16 protein-coding genes and 2 pseudogenes are annotated in these 16,709 nt (G+C 68.5%); 9 read left to right on the top strand and 9 right to left on the bottom strand.

All coding sequences use genetic code 11. The annotated features are described in order from the left end of the window. Positions 1-19: 19 nt before the first annotated feature. Positions 20-478: a hypothetical protein gene (locus OG607_RS00510; protein WP_405717273.1), complete on the top strand. Its 459-nt coding sequence runs from the start codon at positions 20-22 to the stop codon at positions 476-478. A 375-nt stretch (positions 479-853) separates the two neighbouring features. Here the strand turns inward: OG607_RS00510 and OG607_RS00505 are convergent, their stop codons facing one another. After that, positions 854-1,432, bottom strand: coding sequence for a hypothetical protein (locus OG607_RS00505; RefSeq protein ID WP_405717271.1), 579 nt, complete (start codon positions 1,430-1,432; stop codon positions 854-856). Positions 1,433-1,790: 358 nt separating this feature from the next. Next, positions 1,791-2,363, bottom strand: a complete 573-nt coding sequence (locus OG607_RS00500) for a CGNR zinc finger domain-containing protein (RefSeq protein ID WP_405717269.1) — start codon at positions 2,361-2,363, stop codon at positions 1,791-1,793. An 89-nt stretch (positions 2,364-2,452) separates the two neighbouring features. Here OG607_RS00500 and OG607_RS00495 point away from each other — a divergent pair, with 89 nt between their 5' ends. Together OG607_RS00495 and OG607_RS00490 are read left to right on the top strand one after the other, a co-directional pair. Continuing rightward, on the top strand, positions 2,453-3,679 hold the full coding sequence (locus tag OG607_RS00495; RefSeq protein ID WP_405717267.1) for an MFS transporter: 1,227 nt from the start codon (positions 2,453-2,455) through the stop codon (positions 3,677-3,679). A gap of 220 nt (positions 3,680-3,899) precedes the next feature. Beyond that, positions 3,900-4,562, top strand: a complete 663-nt coding sequence (locus OG607_RS00490; RefSeq protein ID WP_405717265.1) for a hypothetical protein — start codon at positions 3,900-3,902, stop codon at positions 4,560-4,562. A gap of 334 nt (positions 4,563-4,896) precedes the next feature. Here OG607_RS00490 and OG607_RS00485 read toward each other — a convergent pair whose 3' ends face one another. Continuing rightward, positions 4,897-5,994, bottom strand: a complete 1,098-nt coding sequence (locus tag OG607_RS00485; RefSeq protein ID WP_405717263.1) for a barstar family protein — start codon at positions 5,992-5,994, stop codon at positions 4,897-4,899. Positions 5,995-6,252: 258 nt separating this feature from the next. On the opposite strand from OG607_RS00485, the gene OG607_RS00480 reads away from it, so the two are divergent. Together OG607_RS00480 and OG607_RS00475 are read left to right on the top strand one after the other, a co-directional pair. After that, positions 6,253-6,606, top strand: a complete 354-nt coding sequence (locus OG607_RS00480) for a transposase family protein (protein ID WP_405717260.1) — start codon at positions 6,253-6,255, stop codon at positions 6,604-6,606. Further along, the gene (locus OG607_RS00475) at positions 6,549-7,790 is read left to right on the top strand and encodes an ISL3 family transposase (protein ID WP_405736449.1); all 1,242 of its coding nucleotides are present in this window, start codon (positions 6,549-6,551) and stop codon (positions 7,788-7,790) included. The genes OG607_RS00480 and OG607_RS00475 overlap by 58 nt, the downstream gene beginning before the upstream one ends. 339 nt (positions 7,791-8,129) lie before the next feature. Here the strand turns inward: OG607_RS00475 and OG607_RS00470 are convergent, their stop codons facing one another. Together OG607_RS00470 and OG607_RS00465 are read right to left on the bottom strand one after the other, a co-directional pair. Continuing rightward, positions 8,130-8,471: a hypothetical protein gene (locus OG607_RS00470; RefSeq protein WP_405717259.1), complete on the bottom strand. Its 342-nt coding sequence runs from the start codon at positions 8,469-8,471 to the stop codon at positions 8,130-8,132. Beyond that, positions 8,464-8,814, bottom strand: a complete 351-nt coding sequence (locus OG607_RS00465; RefSeq protein WP_405717257.1) for a hypothetical protein — start codon at positions 8,812-8,814, stop codon at positions 8,464-8,466. Before OG607_RS00465 ends, OG607_RS00470 begins: the two co-directional genes overlap by 8 nt. A gap of 487 nt (positions 8,815-9,301) precedes the next feature. Here OG607_RS00465 and OG607_RS00460 point away from each other — a divergent pair, with 487 nt between their 5' ends. Continuing rightward, positions 9,302-9,520, top strand: a complete 219-nt coding sequence (locus OG607_RS00460) for a ribbon-helix-helix protein, CopG family (RefSeq protein ID WP_405717255.1) — start codon at positions 9,302-9,304, stop codon at positions 9,518-9,520. 915 nt (positions 9,521-10,435) lie between these two features. Here the strand turns inward: OG607_RS00460 and OG607_RS00455 are convergent. Beyond that, on the bottom strand, positions 10,436-11,131 hold the full coding sequence (locus tag OG607_RS00455) for an alpha/beta hydrolase (protein WP_405717252.1): 696 nt from the start codon (positions 11,129-11,131) through the stop codon (positions 10,436-10,438). Positions 11,132-11,978: 847 nt separating this feature from the next. Then, on the bottom strand, positions 11,979-12,557 hold the full coding sequence (locus tag OG607_RS00450) for a TetR/AcrR family transcriptional regulator (protein WP_405717248.1): 579 nt from the start codon (positions 12,555-12,557) through the stop codon (positions 11,979-11,981). A 91-nt stretch (positions 12,558-12,648) separates the two neighbouring features. On the opposite strand from OG607_RS00450, the gene OG607_RS00445 reads away from it, so the two are divergent. Both OG607_RS00445 and OG607_RS00440 read left to right on the top strand, forming a co-directional pair. Continuing rightward, positions 12,649-13,095 (top strand): anthrone oxygenase family protein, encoded by a 447-nt coding sequence (locus tag OG607_RS00445; RefSeq protein WP_405717246.1) that lies wholly within the window; start codon positions 12,649-12,651, stop codon positions 13,093-13,095. Between the two features lie 16 nt (positions 13,096-13,111). After that, positions 13,112-13,867 (top strand): annotated as a pseudogene (locus OG607_RS00440) (IS5 family transposase); the annotation flags it as partial. Here OG607_RS00440 and OG607_RS00435 read toward each other — a convergent pair. Continuing rightward, a pseudogene (locus tag OG607_RS00435) lies at positions 13,837-14,286 on the bottom strand (transposase); the annotation flags it as partial. The pseudogenes OG607_RS00440 and OG607_RS00435 sit on opposite strands and share 31 nt — an antisense overlap. A 157-nt stretch (positions 14,287-14,443) precedes the next feature. On the opposite strand from OG607_RS00435, the gene OG607_RS00430 reads away from it, so the two are divergent. Continuing rightward, the gene (locus OG607_RS00430) at positions 14,444-15,955 is read left to right on the top strand and encodes an FAD-dependent monooxygenase (protein WP_405717244.1); all 1,512 of its coding nucleotides are present in this window, start codon (positions 14,444-14,446) and stop codon (positions 15,953-15,955) included. Positions 15,956-16,009: 54 nt separating this feature from the next. Here the strand turns inward: OG607_RS00430 and OG607_RS00425 are convergent, their stop codons facing one another. Further along, the gene (locus OG607_RS00425) at positions 16,010-16,681 is read right to left on the bottom strand and encodes a ScbR family autoregulator-binding transcription factor (protein ID WP_405717241.1); all 672 of its coding nucleotides are present in this window, start codon (positions 16,679-16,681) and stop codon (positions 16,010-16,012) included. Positions 16,682-16,709 lie beyond the last annotated feature (28 nt).

Here is a 16,709-nt window from a genome sequence, read left to right as displayed (position 1 = left end):
CTCGTGCGACGCTTGTCCCATGCTTGGTCAGGGCTGGGAATCGCAATGGGCCCGGGTAGGTCGCCGCCTAGAGGACGTGCGGGCCGTGTACCAAGGCGCTCCGGGTGGCACCGACGTTGCAGTCGACCGAGTTCTGTCGTTCTTCGAGACCGTGCACCACCTCAAGGACTGGCTCGGCAACGATCCGGCGAGCCAGGTGACGAAGCCCCACGGGGACAAACTGATCAATGACCACCTAGTTCTCCAGCTCTCTGCGGACCTCGCCAACGGCTCGAAGCACCTCAAGCTGACGAGCACTCGGACCGGTGACACCTCCACGACGATTGCGCGGAACGACGTAACCGTGTTCGTCGGCACGGGGAACTCGGCGCACCGATTCTACGTGGCGTCCGGCGGCAAGGAGTACGATGCTCTGCAGATCGCCGAAGACGCTGTCAACGAGTGGCGCAGGTTCCTCTCCGGGCGCGGCCTCATCTAAATCTGGCAGCGCGGGCGCAGCCCGACCTCGCTCCAACTCAGGCACTCAGCCCCGCCAGCTCAAGCGCCCATCCGCCAGGTAAACCGCTCAGGCACAGATGCCGGGTGCGACCTTTCTCGCTAGGTGACACCAAGGGCGGCGGGTTGAACTGGGCGGACCAGTCGGCCTGGTCGCTCTACTTGGCATCAGGAGGTCGGTATTGTTGACACCTTCGCTGAATTTTCAGTCCAGTTGACGCCGGGGTCAGGTTCAGCGTTGCCGCGCACACCCTCCGACGGGTCGGTTCCGGGTATGACGGATGCCGCGCATGCCGGTCCGGTCCGTTTCCGGACGATCAGGCCGCCGGCCGCCCCACCCCCGGGGCCACACCAACGGCTATGGCCTCTCCGAGACTGGGTTCTGGGTCTGCGTGAGCTCATCGTCTCGGGTGCCCCTGCTTGCGGTAGGGGCTTTGAGGAACCACCACGCCTCTACGGACCGCGACAGTAGGAACCACAAGCAAATCCAGGCCTGGGTCTCCGGTCCGTAGGTCGGATGCGCAATCGCGAGCCATACGAAGCCGCCGTAGCCGCCGAGCGGAATGGTCGTCAGGATCGCCTGCCAGTGGTCGTTGCTGCTCAATCCAGTTCCCTGGTCCCCTCCCTCCTCATCCGACTGGGGGGCGACCGTGAAGCGGGCTGAGACGTAGGCGGTCCAGTAGACGGCGACAAGGACCAGGCCAACCAGTCCGACGATTCCGGCGGCAAGACGCCACGGGTGGCTGGGCATCAGGATGATCAGGGCGGTGAACAGCGGTGTGCCGAACTCAGCAAGAGTGAAGACGGCGAGGAGGCGTCGGAGTGTGGTGCCTTCCCGCCAGACATCGGCTCTGACCTGGAAGGTGAGGAACGCGATGGCGGCGATTCCAGCAGCGACAGAAGCCAGGGTCCCGTAGAAATCAACCCAGGTACTCAAGGCTCCTCCTGTCCCCAGCGGGCCGTTCATAGTAACGGGGTGATGTGGCGGGCAACTGGGCTTTGTTATTTCTTCGGTGAGGAGAGTCACTGCGGCACGTTGCGCGGCTGGTGTCAGCCAGTGGCTGAGGCCTGGACAGGGCTGATTCGAGCGCGGCCGAAGCCGCTGCGGGGGTGGCGATCGGACCCACGACTGGACGCTTCACGCCGACGAGAAGTGACGCCACAGCCTCGGTGTCAAACCATCGAGACCAAGCGTCGCAATCAGGAAAAGTCGCGCCGGTGTGACTTTTCGCGGTAGATGACACTTGGTCGAACTATCTGCCACTCAGGGAGAAAGTGTCTGCCGCGGCTGCGGCTCAACCTTGTGAGGTCTTGCGTGCACGGAAGGCTGCAGCTTTGACTCGGCTGCGGCAGGCGTTCGAGCAGAAGTGGCGTACGGCGTTACGAGAGTTGTCGACGTAGACGCGGTCGCATTGCGGGGCTGTGCAGACGCCGAGGCGTCCGGCGAGGTCGCTGCCGACGGCCAGGGCAAGGGCGGTCGCGCATCCGGCGCTCCAGCCCACGGAGAGAGTGTCGTCGGCGCCGTGGAAGTGGACTTGCCAGGGCTCGCCGTCAATGCGGTCGAGTTGAGGGCGAGCACCGGTGGTGCGCAGCAGGACGTTCACAAGTTCTGCCGCCTGGTCGGTACGGCCGCTGTCGACGGCGTCGAACACCGCCCTCATCTGCTGGGCGGTGTGCGCGAGATAGGCCGCGTGTACCTGTTCGACTGTGGTGCGGTCAGGTGCGGGCGGCAGTGCGTCGTGGACTGCCTGGGGGAGCTGGTCGCCGTGCGGGGCGGTGTAGGGGCGGCCTTGCCGGGAGCCGTCGGTCAGCACATTCACGAGTGAGACAGCTACATCGAGCAGCGTCGCCACGTGACCATCGAACATCACTTGACTGATCACTCCTTCGAGCTCTAGCGTTTTATTACGTCACCGACGATATCCGTTTCGCCGGTGACGGGTGACGGGTGAGGTCTATGCAGGGCAGGAAGCGGTTGCCGCGTGCGGTGCGGTTGCTGATTGTGGCGCGGGCGGTCAACCGGCTAGGAGCGTTCTCCCTGTCGTTCCTCACCGTGCTCATCACGACCAGGTTCGGGGCCAGCACCGCCGTCGCCGGATGCGTCACCGCCGCCTTCGGCCTCGCCACGATTCCCTCACGCTTGGTCGGCGGACGCCTGGCCGATCGGATCGGCCGACGCCGCACGATCGTGGTGGGCCTGACAGGGTGCGCGGTGGCGCAGCTGGGACTCGCCGCGGCCGACAGCCTGACACCGGCCATCTGCTTCGCAGTTCTGCTGGGCCTGGTCTTCGAGATCTACGAACCGCCGAGCCAGGCCGTGATCGCTGATGTACTGACGCCAAGTGAGCACGTTCGCGCCTACAGCCTGCTGAACGCGGCTTTGGCCGCGGCGGGCATGGGCGCTGGACTTGTGGCGGCAGGGCTGGGCCGCTGGGATCTGCGGTGGCTGTTCGTCGTTGACGCCCTCACGTGCCTGCTCTGCGCGCTCACCGTGCGCCTAGTGCTCCCCGCCGACCACCGCACGACCGCGGCAGCGGCACCCGACCAGACACCCGCCGTCACCCCGTGGCGTGATCGTGCCCTGCTGCTCATGCTCGCAACAGGGACATTGTTCGCCGTGATCTACCTCCAGATCATGATCACGCTCCCGCTCTCCATGGACCATGAAGGACTGCGGCCTACCGACGCCGGTCTGTTGTTCACTACCTCCGCACTCACCATCAGCGCAGGCCAACCGCTTATGCGCTGGAGCCGGCTCTCCACGCTCTCGACGCCAGTCGCCTTCGCCGCCGGGTACCTGCTGCTGGCACTGGGGCTGGGTGGATACGCGCTCGCTCACAACGTGACCGCCTACCTGGCGGCAACCATCGTGTGGAGTGTGGGCGACTTGCTCCTTGTGGGCCGTGCATACGCGGTCGTCGCGGGCCTGGCCCCGCCCGGCGGAAGGGGGCGCTATCTGGCCGTCTACGGCACCAGTTGGGGCATCGCGGGGATCGCAGCCCCTTTGATGGGGACACAACTGATCGAGCATGCCGGACCAGCTGGACTGTGGAGTGCGATGGTGCTCGCGAGCCTGCTGCTTGCGGCGCTACAGCCCACTCTGGTCCGGCGTGCCACTTTCCACGGTAATGACCACCAACTTGATACAGCGCCCGCTGAGTTGCAGGACGAGCGGGCTGGATGACCTGTGTCCTCGACTCCCGTCCGAGCTGGGTGTCAGCCGTCCGAACAACAGATACAGGTGTCATCAACGATGACCATCCAGTGTCATGTAGAGCGATCAGTCGAGTTCGGAAACCCTGCCCCGCCATGCGTCGCTGTGGCAACTACCTCGAAAAGTCGCGCTGCGACTTTTCTCGCTAGGTGACACTTGGTCGATTTGACTGCCACTTAGAGTGAGATCTGTGCCGGGACGCGATAGCCATCACCTGGCCAAGATTGTTGTCACCGATCCGCAGCAGCACCGTGTCTGTCGCGCCGCTCACTCCGTCCACTCACGGGCGCCTGGACTACTGACCGCTCGCAAGCAAAACGCTGAGTCGCTATGGCAGGTTTGCGGGTTTGATCTTTCGCGTGGCGATCACGGCGAGCCTGTCCGGCTGTCGTCCGGGCTTGCCTTGGACGGTGTTGCCGGCGACTTCACCGGCGGGACGTTCTTCCTCTGTGGTGATCGCGGCACGGTTCGGCCCATGTTGTATGCCAGCTCCGAGGGACAGGCCGGGCTGATCGGCCAGAGCCTGGCCGAAGCACTGGAGATCATGCTTGGGCTGCCGTCCTGGTGGGACTGCCAGAAATTCTCTGGATCCGGTGATCTGGAGGTTATGCGAACGACCGCAATTCACCTTGGCCGCGACGAGCTCAGCGATGAACCGGAGCTCGGCGCTAATCGAGTGCGTCTGGCGGCGGCGCTGGACCTGGAGCTGGGATCCGTCCCGGTCTTGCTGGCTCGCCTGCATGCTGCGGTTTCGGCTACCGCGCCTGATTTCGTGCTCACCGTCAAGACTGGCGAGGAGTACGAGTCTCTGTTCGGGCCATGGCTGCCGAGCCGCAATCCCGCCTGGCGGTGAACGGCGAGGCTGGGCGGTTTGGGTTCGACGATCAAGACGTGATGGCGGATGCAGGCACCCTCGGGAGGACATCAGCTCCTGAAGCCCGCAGACGGCAGACGGCAGACATCACAAGATCGCCGACAGAGCCATTACGGGCTCTGGCGACGATCACGTGACGTTCCTGGCTGACGCGCCGCGGTGAACAGGGCCGACCGTGCAACTAGGTTGGCATTTGAGTAGCCGAGTTGGCACCACGGAGCGTGCGAGTCAGCTTGGTGCTCGGCATGTGATCCAGAGGAGAGTGGTGAGGGAGCAATCTGGCTGCCGGGTACCGTGGCGGGCGGCGCGCAGCTCAGGCCAGGGTGACGTTCATGCCGCCCTCGGCGAGGACATCGAGGATCTCGGCGAACAGGTTGTAGGGCTGGCCGTCCGGTGTCAGGGTTTCGGACAAGTGCTCGCGTGCGGTCGCGGCGTCTCGCCAGAGCAGGGTTGCGGGGGCGGTGTAGCCGAAGGTACCGCGCAGGCAGTCGTCGAGGGCGGCCAGGCAGCCGCCGAAGTAGCCACCCGGCCCGTTCACTGCCTCGCCGAGCGCCAGGTAGAGGCCAGGTTCGTCGGTGATGTGCCGGCCGTCGAGTTGGTAGGCGTGATGAGCCGGCCGGTCATGGTGGGCGCGTCGGCAGGCCCTTTCTCGGACGAGATCGAGCCAGGCCCCGCGGCGCCGGGTGTCGAGGCGGGCCCAGGCTCCCGAGGTGTCCGGTGGCCCGGCGAGCCACTGCTCCCAGATGGGCCGGGCGTATTCGGGAACGGGCGTGAAGAGCTTCCCGTCGAGCTCCAGGTCGATCAGGTCCGTCCCGTAGGAGGATGGGTGCCAGGCGCTGACTCTGGTCCACAGGAGTCGGTCGGTAAGCGGCTCACCTTGGTCGTCCCGTATCTCGAAGGCGGCCTCTTCCAGATCCAGTGCCCGCCGGGTGCCCTTCATCAGTGCCGTCCGCAGCTGATCGCTCGGGGCGAGTCCCCGCAGGACGAGCGGGGGTGTCGCCTGCTCGGGCGGCAGGATGCGGGTGAATGCCCGACACGAGCCCAGCCACCGGTGCCCGTCGTGTACTCGGACGGGACCCATGTGTCCCTCGGGCGGACCTTCGTAGTCGTCCAGACCGGTGAACACGAGGCTGTCTGTCCCAGGGAACTGCCCTACGCTCTCCGCGTCCTCCAGCAGCCAAGCATCGAGTGCCTCGTCTTCCGGCACCAACCACACCCAGCTGCCGGCCCAGCCGCGCACCTCGGCTCCTTCGCCGACCCAGCCGAACAGCTCGTACGTCCCACGCCGGGGTTCCCCGAACAGCCCCTCCGCCTCGGCGCAGACGCCCCAGGCATGGCCGTTCCCCGTCTCAGTCAGCGTGTACCGTGTCCGCCCGCGATCGTTCTCGTCCTCATGCACGGTGGAAATCATGCCCGGACCAGGCTTTCGCGACGAAGTCCTTTTCCCGTAGCCGGTCACGATGCATCAAGGCTGAACACTCGAGTCGGCTGTGGGCGATCAAGTACTTTCGGCTCTGGCAGATCACGTGGCGTTTCCCCTGGCCGACGCGTCTCGGCGCACGGGGCCCTGTGTGATCGGAGAGCATGATCGGCGTGCTTATCGCAGACTGTAGAGGACCTGTTTCCGCACCTGAACGCTGTTGCTGTCGATCGGGTTGAGTCCGACGGGGTGTCGGTGACGTTGTCCGTGCGGTCTTCCGCACCGGTCGCGGCGTGTTCCGGCTGCGGCGCGCGGTCCTCACGGGTTCACGGTCGCTATCGCCGTTCGCTGGCGGACTCGTCGGTTGCCGGGCGTGGGGTGATGGTCGTGGTGAGGGTACGCGGCTTCAAGTGCGTCAATGATGCGTGTCTCCAGACAACGTTCTGCGAGCAGGTCGCGGGTCTCACGTCGCTGTTCGCCCGGCGGACGTCGGCGTTGACCAAGGCGCTGGCGTCGATCGCGCTGGCGCTGGCCGGCCGGGCCGGATCCCGGCTCGCTGCTCAGCTGGCATGCCGTGCGGCCGTGACCTGCTCATCGAGCTGATCCGAGTGCAGCCCCTGCCCGCAGTCCCGGCGGTGACTGTGCTCGGCGTCGACGGCTTCGCGATCCGGCGCCGTCACTCCTACAGCACCGTCCTGATCGACATGGAAACGCACCGGCCGATCGAGGTGCTGCCGGACCGTGAGGCCCAGACGCTGGCCAATTGGCTGGCCGGGCATCGCGGCATCGAGATCGTGTGCCGCGACCGCGGCGGCGCCTACGCCGGGGGCGTCCTGGCCGGCGCACGGGACGCCGTGCAGGTCGCGGAGTTCTTCCAGCTGTGGAAGAACCTGTGCGAGGCGGCGCAGAAGACGGTCGTGGCACACCACGGCTGCCTGCGTCAGGCAGCTCGCCCCGAGGCCGAACCCCAAGAGCACGCGCCCGGGCCGGAGATCCCCGGCCCGCCGAGCCGGGACTACCCGCTGGCCGCCCGCACCCGACAACGCTACGCCGACGTGCAGGAATGCCTGGCCCGCGGCTTGTCCAGGGCGGCAGTCGGCCGTGAGCTGAACCTTGACATACAGACCGTGCGCCGCTTCGCCGACGCGGCCACCGTCGAGGAGCTGTTGGCCAAGGCCGAGCACCGGGCCAGCCGACTGGAGCCGTGGCGCGACGTGGTCAACCAGTGCTGGAACGCCGGAGTCACCAATGTCCAGGACATCACCGCCGAACTCCACATCCTGGGTTTTACCGGCAGCGTCCAGATCGTCCGCCGCTACCTGCGGCCACTGCGTCCGCACGGCGACGGACGCAAACGCGGCCCCGGAAAGTCCGCGCCGACCACCCCGGCGATCCCCAAGCCACGCCAGGTCAGCCGCTGGATGCTCACCCACCCTGACCACCTCGACCAGGACGACGCGCTCGGGTTGAAAACCGCAGTGTCCAACTGCGAGCATCTGGAACGCCTGCACAACCACCTCCGCACGTTCGCCGCCATCATGACGCAGCGACGGGGCGCCGACCTTCCGGCCTGGCTGGACTCCGTGGACGCCGACGACCTCCCGGCACTGCACACGCTCGCCACCGGCTTGCGCCGCGACGTGGAGGCCGTCATCAACGGGCTGACCCTGGAACACAACTCAGGTGCCGTCGAGGGTGCCGTGACGCGCATCAAGGCCCTCAAACGCCAGTGCTACGGGCGAGCCAACTGCGGCCTTCTCAGACTCCGGATATTACTGACGCCTTGACCACGTCCGCATTTCGTCGGTTCCTCTTTGTCCTGGGTGCCACACGGTGCGGTGACGGGCCTTCAAAGCTGGACCAGCCGTACGATGCGCCGTCGGTCCAGCACGGACCGCCCCTGGTCGGGTCTTCTCCCGCTTCCGGCCGACGGGGGCTCGCCGGACCCGGTCACCGCGCCGATCGCCCGGGGACGATCGGCCGCGTGGTCACGGGAATCAACGGCAGACGCTCTCCGTTCCCGGTGTCTGATGTCGACGGGTGGCCCTCGGGCTGTCGCCGGTTTGGTGGGCCGGTGGCCTGCGCGGTCTGTGGTCTGTGGTTGGTGGGGTGGGTGGTGGGGTTTGCTATTCGGGGCGGCTGCCGGTTGCGGCGTTTGCGCTGGCGCTGCCGAAGAAGAATCCGAAGGCGGCGCTGGCCAGGGTGACCACGGGGGTGAACAGGAGGGACAGTTCGCGGAATTTTTCGGGTGTGAAGTCCTTGTCGAAGACGAAGGCGGTTTCGGCGAGGAGGACTTGCAGGGCGACTAAGAGCAGGAGGCCGATGGCCAGGAAGCGCCGGGTGTGTTCCCGGTGCGGGGGTGGCTGCAGTCGTACGATGCCGCCCAGTCCGGCGCTGGGGGCGGGCGGCTCGTCCTCGCTGAGGTCCGCCGGCTGGTTGCGGGCGGTGGGGGAGTCCGGGTCAGTCATGGCACCTCCGCTGGCACGGTATGCAGGGCGGCCGGGGTTCTTCCCGGGTGGTGTAGACGCCTTCCAGGCCCGCTCCGACATCGTGCGGCGTGCGGCGCAGGGCGCCGAACTCCTCTTCGCCGCGGGCGCCGTCGCCGTCGAGCTCGGGGTGCTGGGGGTCGGCGGGCGTCTGCCGGGCCGTCAACTGCGGTGCCCCGTAGGGGCTGACGGGGCCGTCGGGGGAGGCGAACAAGGGGCACCGCTGGTCGGCGGCCACCCGTACCGTCGCGCCGGATACGTACGGGCACAGGTCGCCCGGTGAGGGTGTGTTCCCGCTGGAGTGGGGAGCGCCGTCGATCGTCATGCCCCGGCTCGCTTCTGTCGGCGGCGCCTCCGGGAGAGCGTCCGCGCCGTGCAAGCCCGAATGGGCTTGAGGGGGAGCTTATCATATGAGGTGTGATCTCAGTGTGCATCCTGTACGCTTCAGATGTGGCAAAAAAGCGTGTTTCACCCCCATGAGGGGCGGGAATTATGTTGACGTGAGCTGGGTTCCGGGGCATGATGAACGCTTGGGAATCCAGTCGAATGAGATGTCTGCCGGTGGCCTCAACGGAGCGGCGGTCGCAGCGTCTCATCGCTTTTGGCCACGGGGGCGTCGGCCTGGGCGGACTGGCAACAACGACGGGGGCTGTAGTCGCCTTGCTGTGCCTGAGGCCGGCGGTGCGTACGGAGTGTGTGACGGGGGCGAGCCTGCATGGCGTGGGCGGGCCTGGACGATGTCCTGGCTGCCCGGCGGCCGCGGCTCCGGCGTCTGTCGTGTCCCGGGCTCGCGAACAATGAAGGAGTCGGGGATGTCCGAGCAGAAGCTGTTCACCCGGTTGAGCGTCAATCTCAACGATGAAGCGGCGCGTGCCCTGAAGGAGAACAGCGACAGGCGCGGCATCTCCATCACCGAGGCCGTCCGTCGAGCCATCGCCGTGTACGACTTCATCGAGCGTGAGACCGCCGCCGGTAACCGCATCCAGGTTGTCGACCCCGAAGGCAGGGTCCGCGAGCTTCTCCTGGTCTGACGCGCGGCGGGCATGACGTTGACCCGCCGCGCAATCTTTTTGTCTGCCGCCGTACGGCGTGTGCCTCCTGGAGGGGGTGGGGCGGTTGTCCGTGGCCGGGAGTGCCGAGCCGGTGGTATTCGCCCCGCTGTGGCCGCATCGACCACCACCGTGCCGTGCGGGCACGGCCCTGGCCCTCCCTGCGTGCCCGCGGATCCCCGACGGGGGATCCGCGGGCAGGAGGCAGTGGCTGCGGGTGGGCTGCCTGCTGTGTCTTCGGGCTTGCCCGTGCGCCGGAGCGTCGGCCCGCCACAGGCCCTGCTCGGCGAGGTCGCGCCCGTGGTGTGCCTCGCCCGCCGCGGGGGAGAGGCGGTCGTTCGAGGTGACGTCACCTCGGACGGACGGACGGACGGCTCGGCGGCGGCGGCGGCGTGTTCGGTGACAGCGGCGCGGGCCTGGCAGGCGTCCGTCAGCCGCCAGGTGCGCCCGGTCCGGGCGCGGGCCACAAGCAGCAGGGCCGGGCCGTCGCAGCCGCGGTGGCGTCCGTGCCACGGGGCGCCCCTGCTCGCCGCGCCGGCAGGTCCGCAGATGCGGGGCGAGGGGCTCGGTGCGGGCGTGCTGCGCCAGGTGCGCCACCACCGCTCCCCGGGTGGCAGCAGCCCCGGGGCCGCAGGGGATCCGGTGACGCTCGGTGGGGGGCTGGTTGGTGTTGGGTGTCGTGGCCGGCCTGGTGTGGTGGTGGTTCGTTGAGAGGCGGTGGGCGGGGGCCGGGTGGGGAGGTCAGGGTGTGTGAGCTGGGGTTGTGTGTTGTGTGTTGTGTGTTGAGCGGGGCTGGGTTCGTTGCAGGTGGCGGCAGGGCTGAAAGGCCCGGTGCGCGTTTGGGCTGGTCAGGGCTGTTTGTGCTGGTTGGTGGTCAGGGCGTGCATCGGAAGTGGATCAAGTCGTGGTAGCGAGTTCGACGAGGTGCCGGGCTGTGCCGGCAGGATCGATGATCTGATGGAGGTGTGCGCCGGGCAGGTGTGCCGCATGCCAGCCGCGTTCACGCGCCTCGGCTGCGAGGTCGTCATACGGAGGACCGAACAGCAAGTAGGAGCAGGGATGGTCATCCCAGCCGTCGGGGACCGGGATGTGCTGCTCGTAGTAGGACAGCGGCAGGGTCGGCTGCTCCTCGATGATGGTCTGCCGCACCATCGGATCAGCGAACATGGGTGCGATGTCTGCCTCGTCCCACCAATCGGTCCAGCGTGGCAGCCTGCCGTTCACAGCCATCGGGCGAAGGAACTCCAGCAGCTCGGGTGAGGCGACAGGGGTCGGTCCGGTCCGGGCCGGCAGCGCGGCGTCGACGAAGATCGAGCTGGTCACCGGATGGTCCAGGCCCGAGCGGATCGCCGGGAGGAACAAGCCTGCGTTGCTGTGTGCCACCAGCGTGACGGGGCTGTCGGCCGGGACCTGCCGGAGGTCGTCGTGGATGGCGTCGACGACGCGGGGCCAGAAGGGCGGAGCGCCGGCGCCTATGTGCAGCAGGGACGGCACCCGCACCTGGTATCCCGCCGCCGTCAGGTGTTCGGCCGTGGGGTGCCAGGTCGAGGGGCCTACGGACGGACTGTGCACGAGAACGAAGATCGGCTGCATGTGACGATCCTGTCGCCCATGCCATGGAAGGCGCGACAGTCTTGGCCGACGGCAGAACGCTTCGCTTCAAAGAAGCCCGTGCGCCGCCACAGCACGGGCGTTCACCACCATGGGTTGATGGCGGCGATGGGGACGGTCGCTTCGTGGCGGACGGCAGGCCTGTCGTACCTCGTGGCGGCGGCCCGGTGCCTGTTGAGGCGGTTGATGCCGCGCTCGGCCGCGTGCCGGGCGTTGTAGTCCCTGCGGGTCGGACTTCGGCGGCCGGCCGCCGCGCGAGCCGGGTTTCTTGCGGTTGCGGGCCTGGTCGGCCTTGTCCGCGATGGTGCGGAGGATCCCGTGCCGCCGCAGGTGGGCGCGGTTCCTGCGCGAGGCGTACGCCTCATGGGCGCGTGGGTTGGCCGTTGAGCCAGTCCGGGCGGGGGCCGGGCAGGACGTCTGGTCTGTATGCGGCGCCGGGGGTGCTTCGACAAGACAGACGCTGTTCCGGGCCCCTGCCGTATCGAGCTCGGTCGCCGTAGCGTGCCGTGGTTCGAGCCATTCCCAGGGCCACCTCCCGGTCAGCCGGAGCCGTCGAGCTCTTCACGAGAGCGAGGGCCCTGGGCTGGGCTGGGGCCACGGACGGCTGATGGGGTGGTGCGCCCGCGAGCGCTTCTATGAGGGCGCGTATCGGGTCGTGACCAATGAGCATGGCAGCTTCCGGGGCGGGTGCCCGTCTGGGGTGCGGGGTCCGGCGGTCTGTGGCTGCGCCGTGTGGGCGCGTGTAACCCAAAGCGGTGCCGCAGGCAGGCAGTGGCGGGGCCCGAGGGCCCCGGCCGGGTGCCCGCCGGGATGGTGTGTCAATGGTGTGTCAGGTGATGGCGAGTCGGTCCACCAGCAGCTCCACCCTCGGCTCGGTGTCCTCCGGCGGCAGCCGTCCCGCCCGGGTCAGGGTCGCCAGCCCGTGCAGGGCCGCCCAGAACGTCTCGGTGAACAGCCCCGGGTGGACGCCGTCCCCGGCGACCTCGCCGAGGCACTCCAGCAGCGCGGCGAAAGCGTCCTTGAGAGGTTCCGGGGTGTCCTGCTGTGCGTACGGGAGACCGCCGTCGAGCTGGAAGATGGCGTCGTAGACCGCGGGGTTGCGTGCGGCGAAGTCGAGGTAGGCGCGGGCGAGGGCGGCGACCCGCTCGCGCGGGCCGTCTGCGGCGGCGGTCGCGGCGCGCACCGCCGCGGCCAGTTCGGCGGCGCCCTCCAGGGCGACGGCGCCGATGATCTCGCGTTTGCCGCGGAAGTGGCTGTAGAGGACGGGCTGGCTGTATTCGATGCGCTCGGCGAGCTGGCGGGTGGTGACCGCGTCCCAGCCCTGCTGCTCGGCGAGTTCGCGGGCCGTGGCCACGATGAGGCGCTCGCGGACCGCCCGTTCGCGCTCCTTGCGTTCCTGTACCGACATGATTCGATCCTAGCACCGCTAGACAATCAAGCGGCAGTAGTACTAGCGTTGCCTCGCCATCTAGCGACACTAGATTTCAGGAGGGGTAGTCATGCTCAACGCACTTGAGGTCTTCACCACCGTGGTCGTCGGCCTGATGGTGGGGGTGGAATTCTCCGTCGCCTTCGTCATGAACCCGATCCTCAACGCCCTCCCCGAGGACAGTGGCCAACTCGGCCACGCCCACGGGGGCCGGATGCTCGGCGCCCTGATGCCCCTCTGGTACATCGGCTCGCTCGTCCTGAGCGCGCTCTGGGCCATCGCCGGATGGCATCACCACGGCGCCGGCCTGGTCGTCATCGCCGCCGCGCTGCTGATCCTGAGCGTGATCATGTCGCTCCTGCTGCTCGTCCCGATCAACAACCGGAACAAGACGTGGACCCCCGAGAACCGGCCCGAGGACTGGAAGGAGCAGATGAACCGCTGGCTCCGCTTCCACTACGTCCGCGTCGCCGTCATCATCGCCGCCTTCACCCTGCTCGTCGCCGCCCTCGCCTGAGCTTGCGGGCCGACACCAGTGGGCCCTTCTCGAACCGCTCCTGCCCGTCCCGGCCTGCCGGACCAAGACCGGCGGGCATCCCGAGAAGTGGCCCCGACGGCAGATCGTCGATGCCATCGGCTACATCGTCGGCAACGGCGCCAAGTGGCGTGCTCTGCCCTCCGACTACCCGCCGTGGGAAACGGTTTACGGGTTTTTCGCCCGATGGAACCGTCGCGGCGTGATCACCTACATCCGTGACCAGCTCCGTCGTCGGCTGCGCACTGGCCCGGGACGATGCGCCTACCCGGTCACGCTGATCATCGACCCGCAGTCCGTCAAGGGCGCCACCACGGTAAGCCGGGCGACACGCGGATTCGATCCCGCAAAATTGATCAACGGGCGCAAGAGACATCTCGCGGTGGACACGAAGGGCTTCCCCGTGATGATCATGGTGACGCCCGCCGACATGCAGGACCGCGACGCCGCCCGCGAACTGCTCTGGCGCCTTCGCCTCACGCACCCGCAGATCACCCAGGTCCGGGCCGACTCCGCCTGTGCCGGCCAGCTCGTCACCTGGGCTGAGGACTTCCTCCACATCACCCTCAAGACCGTCTCCCGCCCCAGGGGCGCCAAAGGCTTCGTCGTGCTCCCGCGCCGCTGGCGTGTCGAACGCACCCTGGGATGGATCATGAACGCTCGCCGCAACGCCCGTGACTACGAACGCCTTCCCCAGCACGGCGAAGCTTCCTCATGCTGTTGTCAAGCGGCTGTGGTCACTGGTGGTGTGACTTGGTAGCACCGTCGGTCTCGGATCAGGGCCCACAGGACGTTCACGCGTCGGCGGGCGAGGGCGAGCACGGCCTGGACGTGCTTCTTGCCTTCGGCGCGTTTGCGGTCGTAGAACTTCCGCGAGTTGGGGTCGCAGCGGACGCTGAGGAGTGCGGAGGTGCAGAAGACGCGCTGGAGTCTTCGGTGGTAGGTGACCGGCCGGCGGAGGTTGCCGCTGACCTTGCCCGAGTCACGAGGCGCGGGTGCGACGCCGGCGAAAGCCGCCAGGGCGTCCGGGGAGTCGAAGTCCTCCAGGCTGCCGCCGGCGGCGGCGAGGAACTCCGCACCGAGCACGGTGCCGATACCCGGGACGCTCAGGACGATGTCAGCGAGTTCGTGCTCGCGAAACCGGCCTTCAATGAGCTTGTCCACCTCGGCAATGCGCTCGTTCTGACAAGGTCCGCCCCTTGTCGGGGTCCCACTTCCGGGCGCGCGCCCACCGGGCCGGATCCGGCCTGCCCCGAACCCTGTAATAAAAACGGCTTAGCCGGTATATTTCCGCTTCGTACGGTGGCCGGGGGGCGAAGGGGGTACCGCTGTGCGGGAGTTGTGTGCGGTGCGGGCGCAGGTCGTGGTGGTCGGGGGAGGGCCCGTCGGACTGCTGGTCGCGGCCGAGTTGGCCGCGTACGGGATCGATACGGTGCTCCTGGAGGCGCGGGACCGGGTGTCCGAGCGGCCCAAGGCGACCACGCTGCACGCCCGGGCGGTACAGGGCCTGGCCAGGCGGGGGTACCTGCCCGGCGGCAGGAACCCGTCCGCCGGGTGCCCGGCGGGGCGGCCCTTTCACTTCGCCGGGCTGCCGGGGCTGGTCATCACGGCCCCCGAGAACGAGCCGGAGCCGATCCTGAAGTGTGCGCAGGCGGAGCTGGAGCGGCTGTTCGAGCAGCGGGCCGGGGCGGCCGGGGCGCGGATCCTGCGCGGGTACCGGGTGACGGAGGTCCGCCAGGAGGCGGACGAGGTGCGCGTCGAGGCCGAAGGGCCGCAGGGGCCCGCCGTGTTCGTGGCCCCGTACGCGGTGGGGGCCGACGGGGCGCGCGGTACCGTCCGGGAACAGGCGGGCATCGCCTGCGACACCCGTCCGGCGTCGGTGTCCGCGCTGATGGGCGCCGTCACGATCGCGAGCCCGGACACGCTGGCCGACGGCTGGCACTGCACCGCACGTGGCTGGATCGTGGCCAAGCGGGACCCGGCGGGCCGTACCCACATCCGGACGCTCAACTGCGCCGGCGCCCACGGGGACCGGCAGCTCGCGCCCACCCTGGAGGAGCTGCGCCGGGAGGTGTCCTGGATCGCCGGGCGCGACATCGCGATGCAGGAGCCGCGCTGGCTCAGCCGGTTCAGCGACTTCACGCGGCTGGCCCGGACCTTCCGCGCGGGAGGCGTCTTCCTGGTGGGGGACGCGGCGCACGTGCACTTCCCGATCGGCGGGCAGGGCCTGAGCACCGGGGTGCTGGACGCGCTGAACCTGGGCTGGAAACTGGCGCTCGCGGTGCTCGGGGCGGCGGGTGCGGGCCTGCTGGACACCTACGACGCGGAGCGTCGGCCGGCCGCCGGGCGGGTCATCGAGAACACCCGGGCGCAGCTCGCGCTGATGCGGCCGGGACCCGAGTCCGACGCGCTGCGCGGGGTGTTCACCGGGCTGCTGGCCTCGCAGGACGGCCAGGGGGGTCATGGGCACCTCGGCGCCATGGTCAGCGGCCAGGACACCGTGCTGCCGCCCGTCACCGGACGTCCGTCACCTGCCGCAGGAACGTTTCTGCGAAACATCTCGATCACCACGGCAACAGGTGAGAGCGATGTGATCGAGCTGATGCGGGCGGGCCGGCCGCAGCTGCTGCTCTTCGGCGAGAAGGGCAGCAGCTACCGGGACCAGGCGCGGGAGTGGGAGGGGATCGTGCGGGTGGTCAGCGTCCTGCCCACGCCCGAAGTGCCGTACGAGGCGCTGCTGGTGCGGCCCGACGGCTACATAGCCTGGGCGCCGGGCGGCGAAGAGCTGACCGTGGCGCTGTCGGCGTACTTCGCCGCGGGCGCCCGGGTGGGGGCTCCGTGACGGGAGCGGGGGCATGGCGGGAGGCGGATGCGTCCCGCCTCGGGCCCCCGCCGTTCAGACGGCGGCTTTCTCGGCTCCCTGCTCGTCGAACAGCCTCAGGGCCTCGGCGTACACCGTGGCTCCCCGGCTCTCGGAGACGTCCAGCGAGACCAGGACGGAGGACACCACCGCGCTCGGCAGCAGGTGGCGCAGCAGCGCGGACACCCTCGACGGCAGGTCGCCGTAGTTGCAGACGGCCTGGGACATGGACTGGACGCCGGCGAACGAGGCAACGATCACCTCGGCGGTCTCGACCGGAACCACGTGCGGCAGCAACTCGCCCTGGGCCCGGGCCTTCTCGAGCAGCGCCTGGCCGACCTCGGCCCAGCGCAGGAACGGGCCGCTGCGGTCGAGGCCGTTCGCCTGCTGGTCCATGGTCAGCCGTACGCCCGCGCGCACCATGGGATCGGTCTGCAGGCGGTACGCGTGCAGCATCACCGAGTCCACGACCTCCTGCACCTTCGAGGCGCGGTCGGGAACGATCAGCCGCTGGTCCTGCTCGGCGAGCACGCCCAGGGCGAGGTCCCCCTTCGACTGGAAATGGAAGTACAGGGCCCCCTTGGTGACCCCGGCCGCGGACAGGATCTGGGAGATCGTGGCCGCTTGGTACCCGTGTTCCTCAAAGATCCTGGCTGCCGAAGAAAGGATCGTCTGGCGTGTGCGGGTGGCTCGTACCTGCTCAACCACGGTTCCCTCCTGCCTCCTCAGGTCGACC

The organism is Streptomyces sp. NBC_01537 (genome assembly GCF_045040445.1).
In the GTDB taxonomy this organism is placed as follows: Bacteria; Actinomycetota; Actinomycetes; order Streptomycetales; family Streptomycetaceae; genus Actinacidiphila.
Note: the sequence above shows the minus strand (reverse complement) of the source record. Positions and strands in the feature narration are given on the sequence as shown.

Excerpts from the sequence above, each read along its gene's own strand:
- OG607_RS00450 (WP_405717248.1), bottom strand. The coding sequence starts at position 12,557 with ATGTCGGTACAGGAACGCAAGGAGCGCGAACGGGCGGTCCGCGAGCGC.
- OG607_RS00495 (WP_405717267.1), top strand. The coding sequence starts at position 2,453 with ATGCAGGGCAGGAAGCGGTTGCCGCGTGCGGTGCGGTTGCTGATTGTG.
- OG607_RS00460 (WP_405717255.1), top strand. The coding sequence starts at position 9,302 with ATGTCCGAGCAGAAGCTGTTCACCCGGTTGAGCGTCAATCTCAACGAT.
- OG607_RS00500 (WP_405717269.1), bottom strand. The coding sequence starts at position 2,363 with ATGTTCGATGGTCACGTGGCGACGCTGCTCGATGTAGCTGTCTCACTC.
- OG607_RS00455 (WP_405717252.1), bottom strand. The coding sequence starts at position 11,131 with ATGCAGCCGATCTTCGTTCTCGTGCACAGTCCGTCCGTAGGCCCCTCG.
- OG607_RS00485 (WP_405717263.1), bottom strand. The coding sequence starts at position 5,994 with ATGATTTCCACCGTGCATGAGGACGAGAACGATCGCGGGCGGACACGG.
- OG607_RS00470 (WP_405717259.1), bottom strand. The coding sequence starts at position 8,471 with ATGACTGACCCGGACTCCCCCACCGCCCGCAACCAGCCGGCGGACCTC.
- OG607_RS00445 (WP_405717246.1), top strand. The coding sequence starts at position 12,649 with ATGCTCAACGCACTTGAGGTCTTCACCACCGTGGTCGTCGGCCTGATG.
- OG607_RS00510 (WP_405717273.1), top strand. The coding sequence starts at position 20 with ATGCTTGGTCAGGGCTGGGAATCGCAATGGGCCCGGGTAGGTCGCCGC.
- OG607_RS00465 (WP_405717257.1), bottom strand. The coding sequence starts at position 8,814 with ATGACGATCGACGGCGCTCCCCACTCCAGCGGGAACACACCCTCACCG.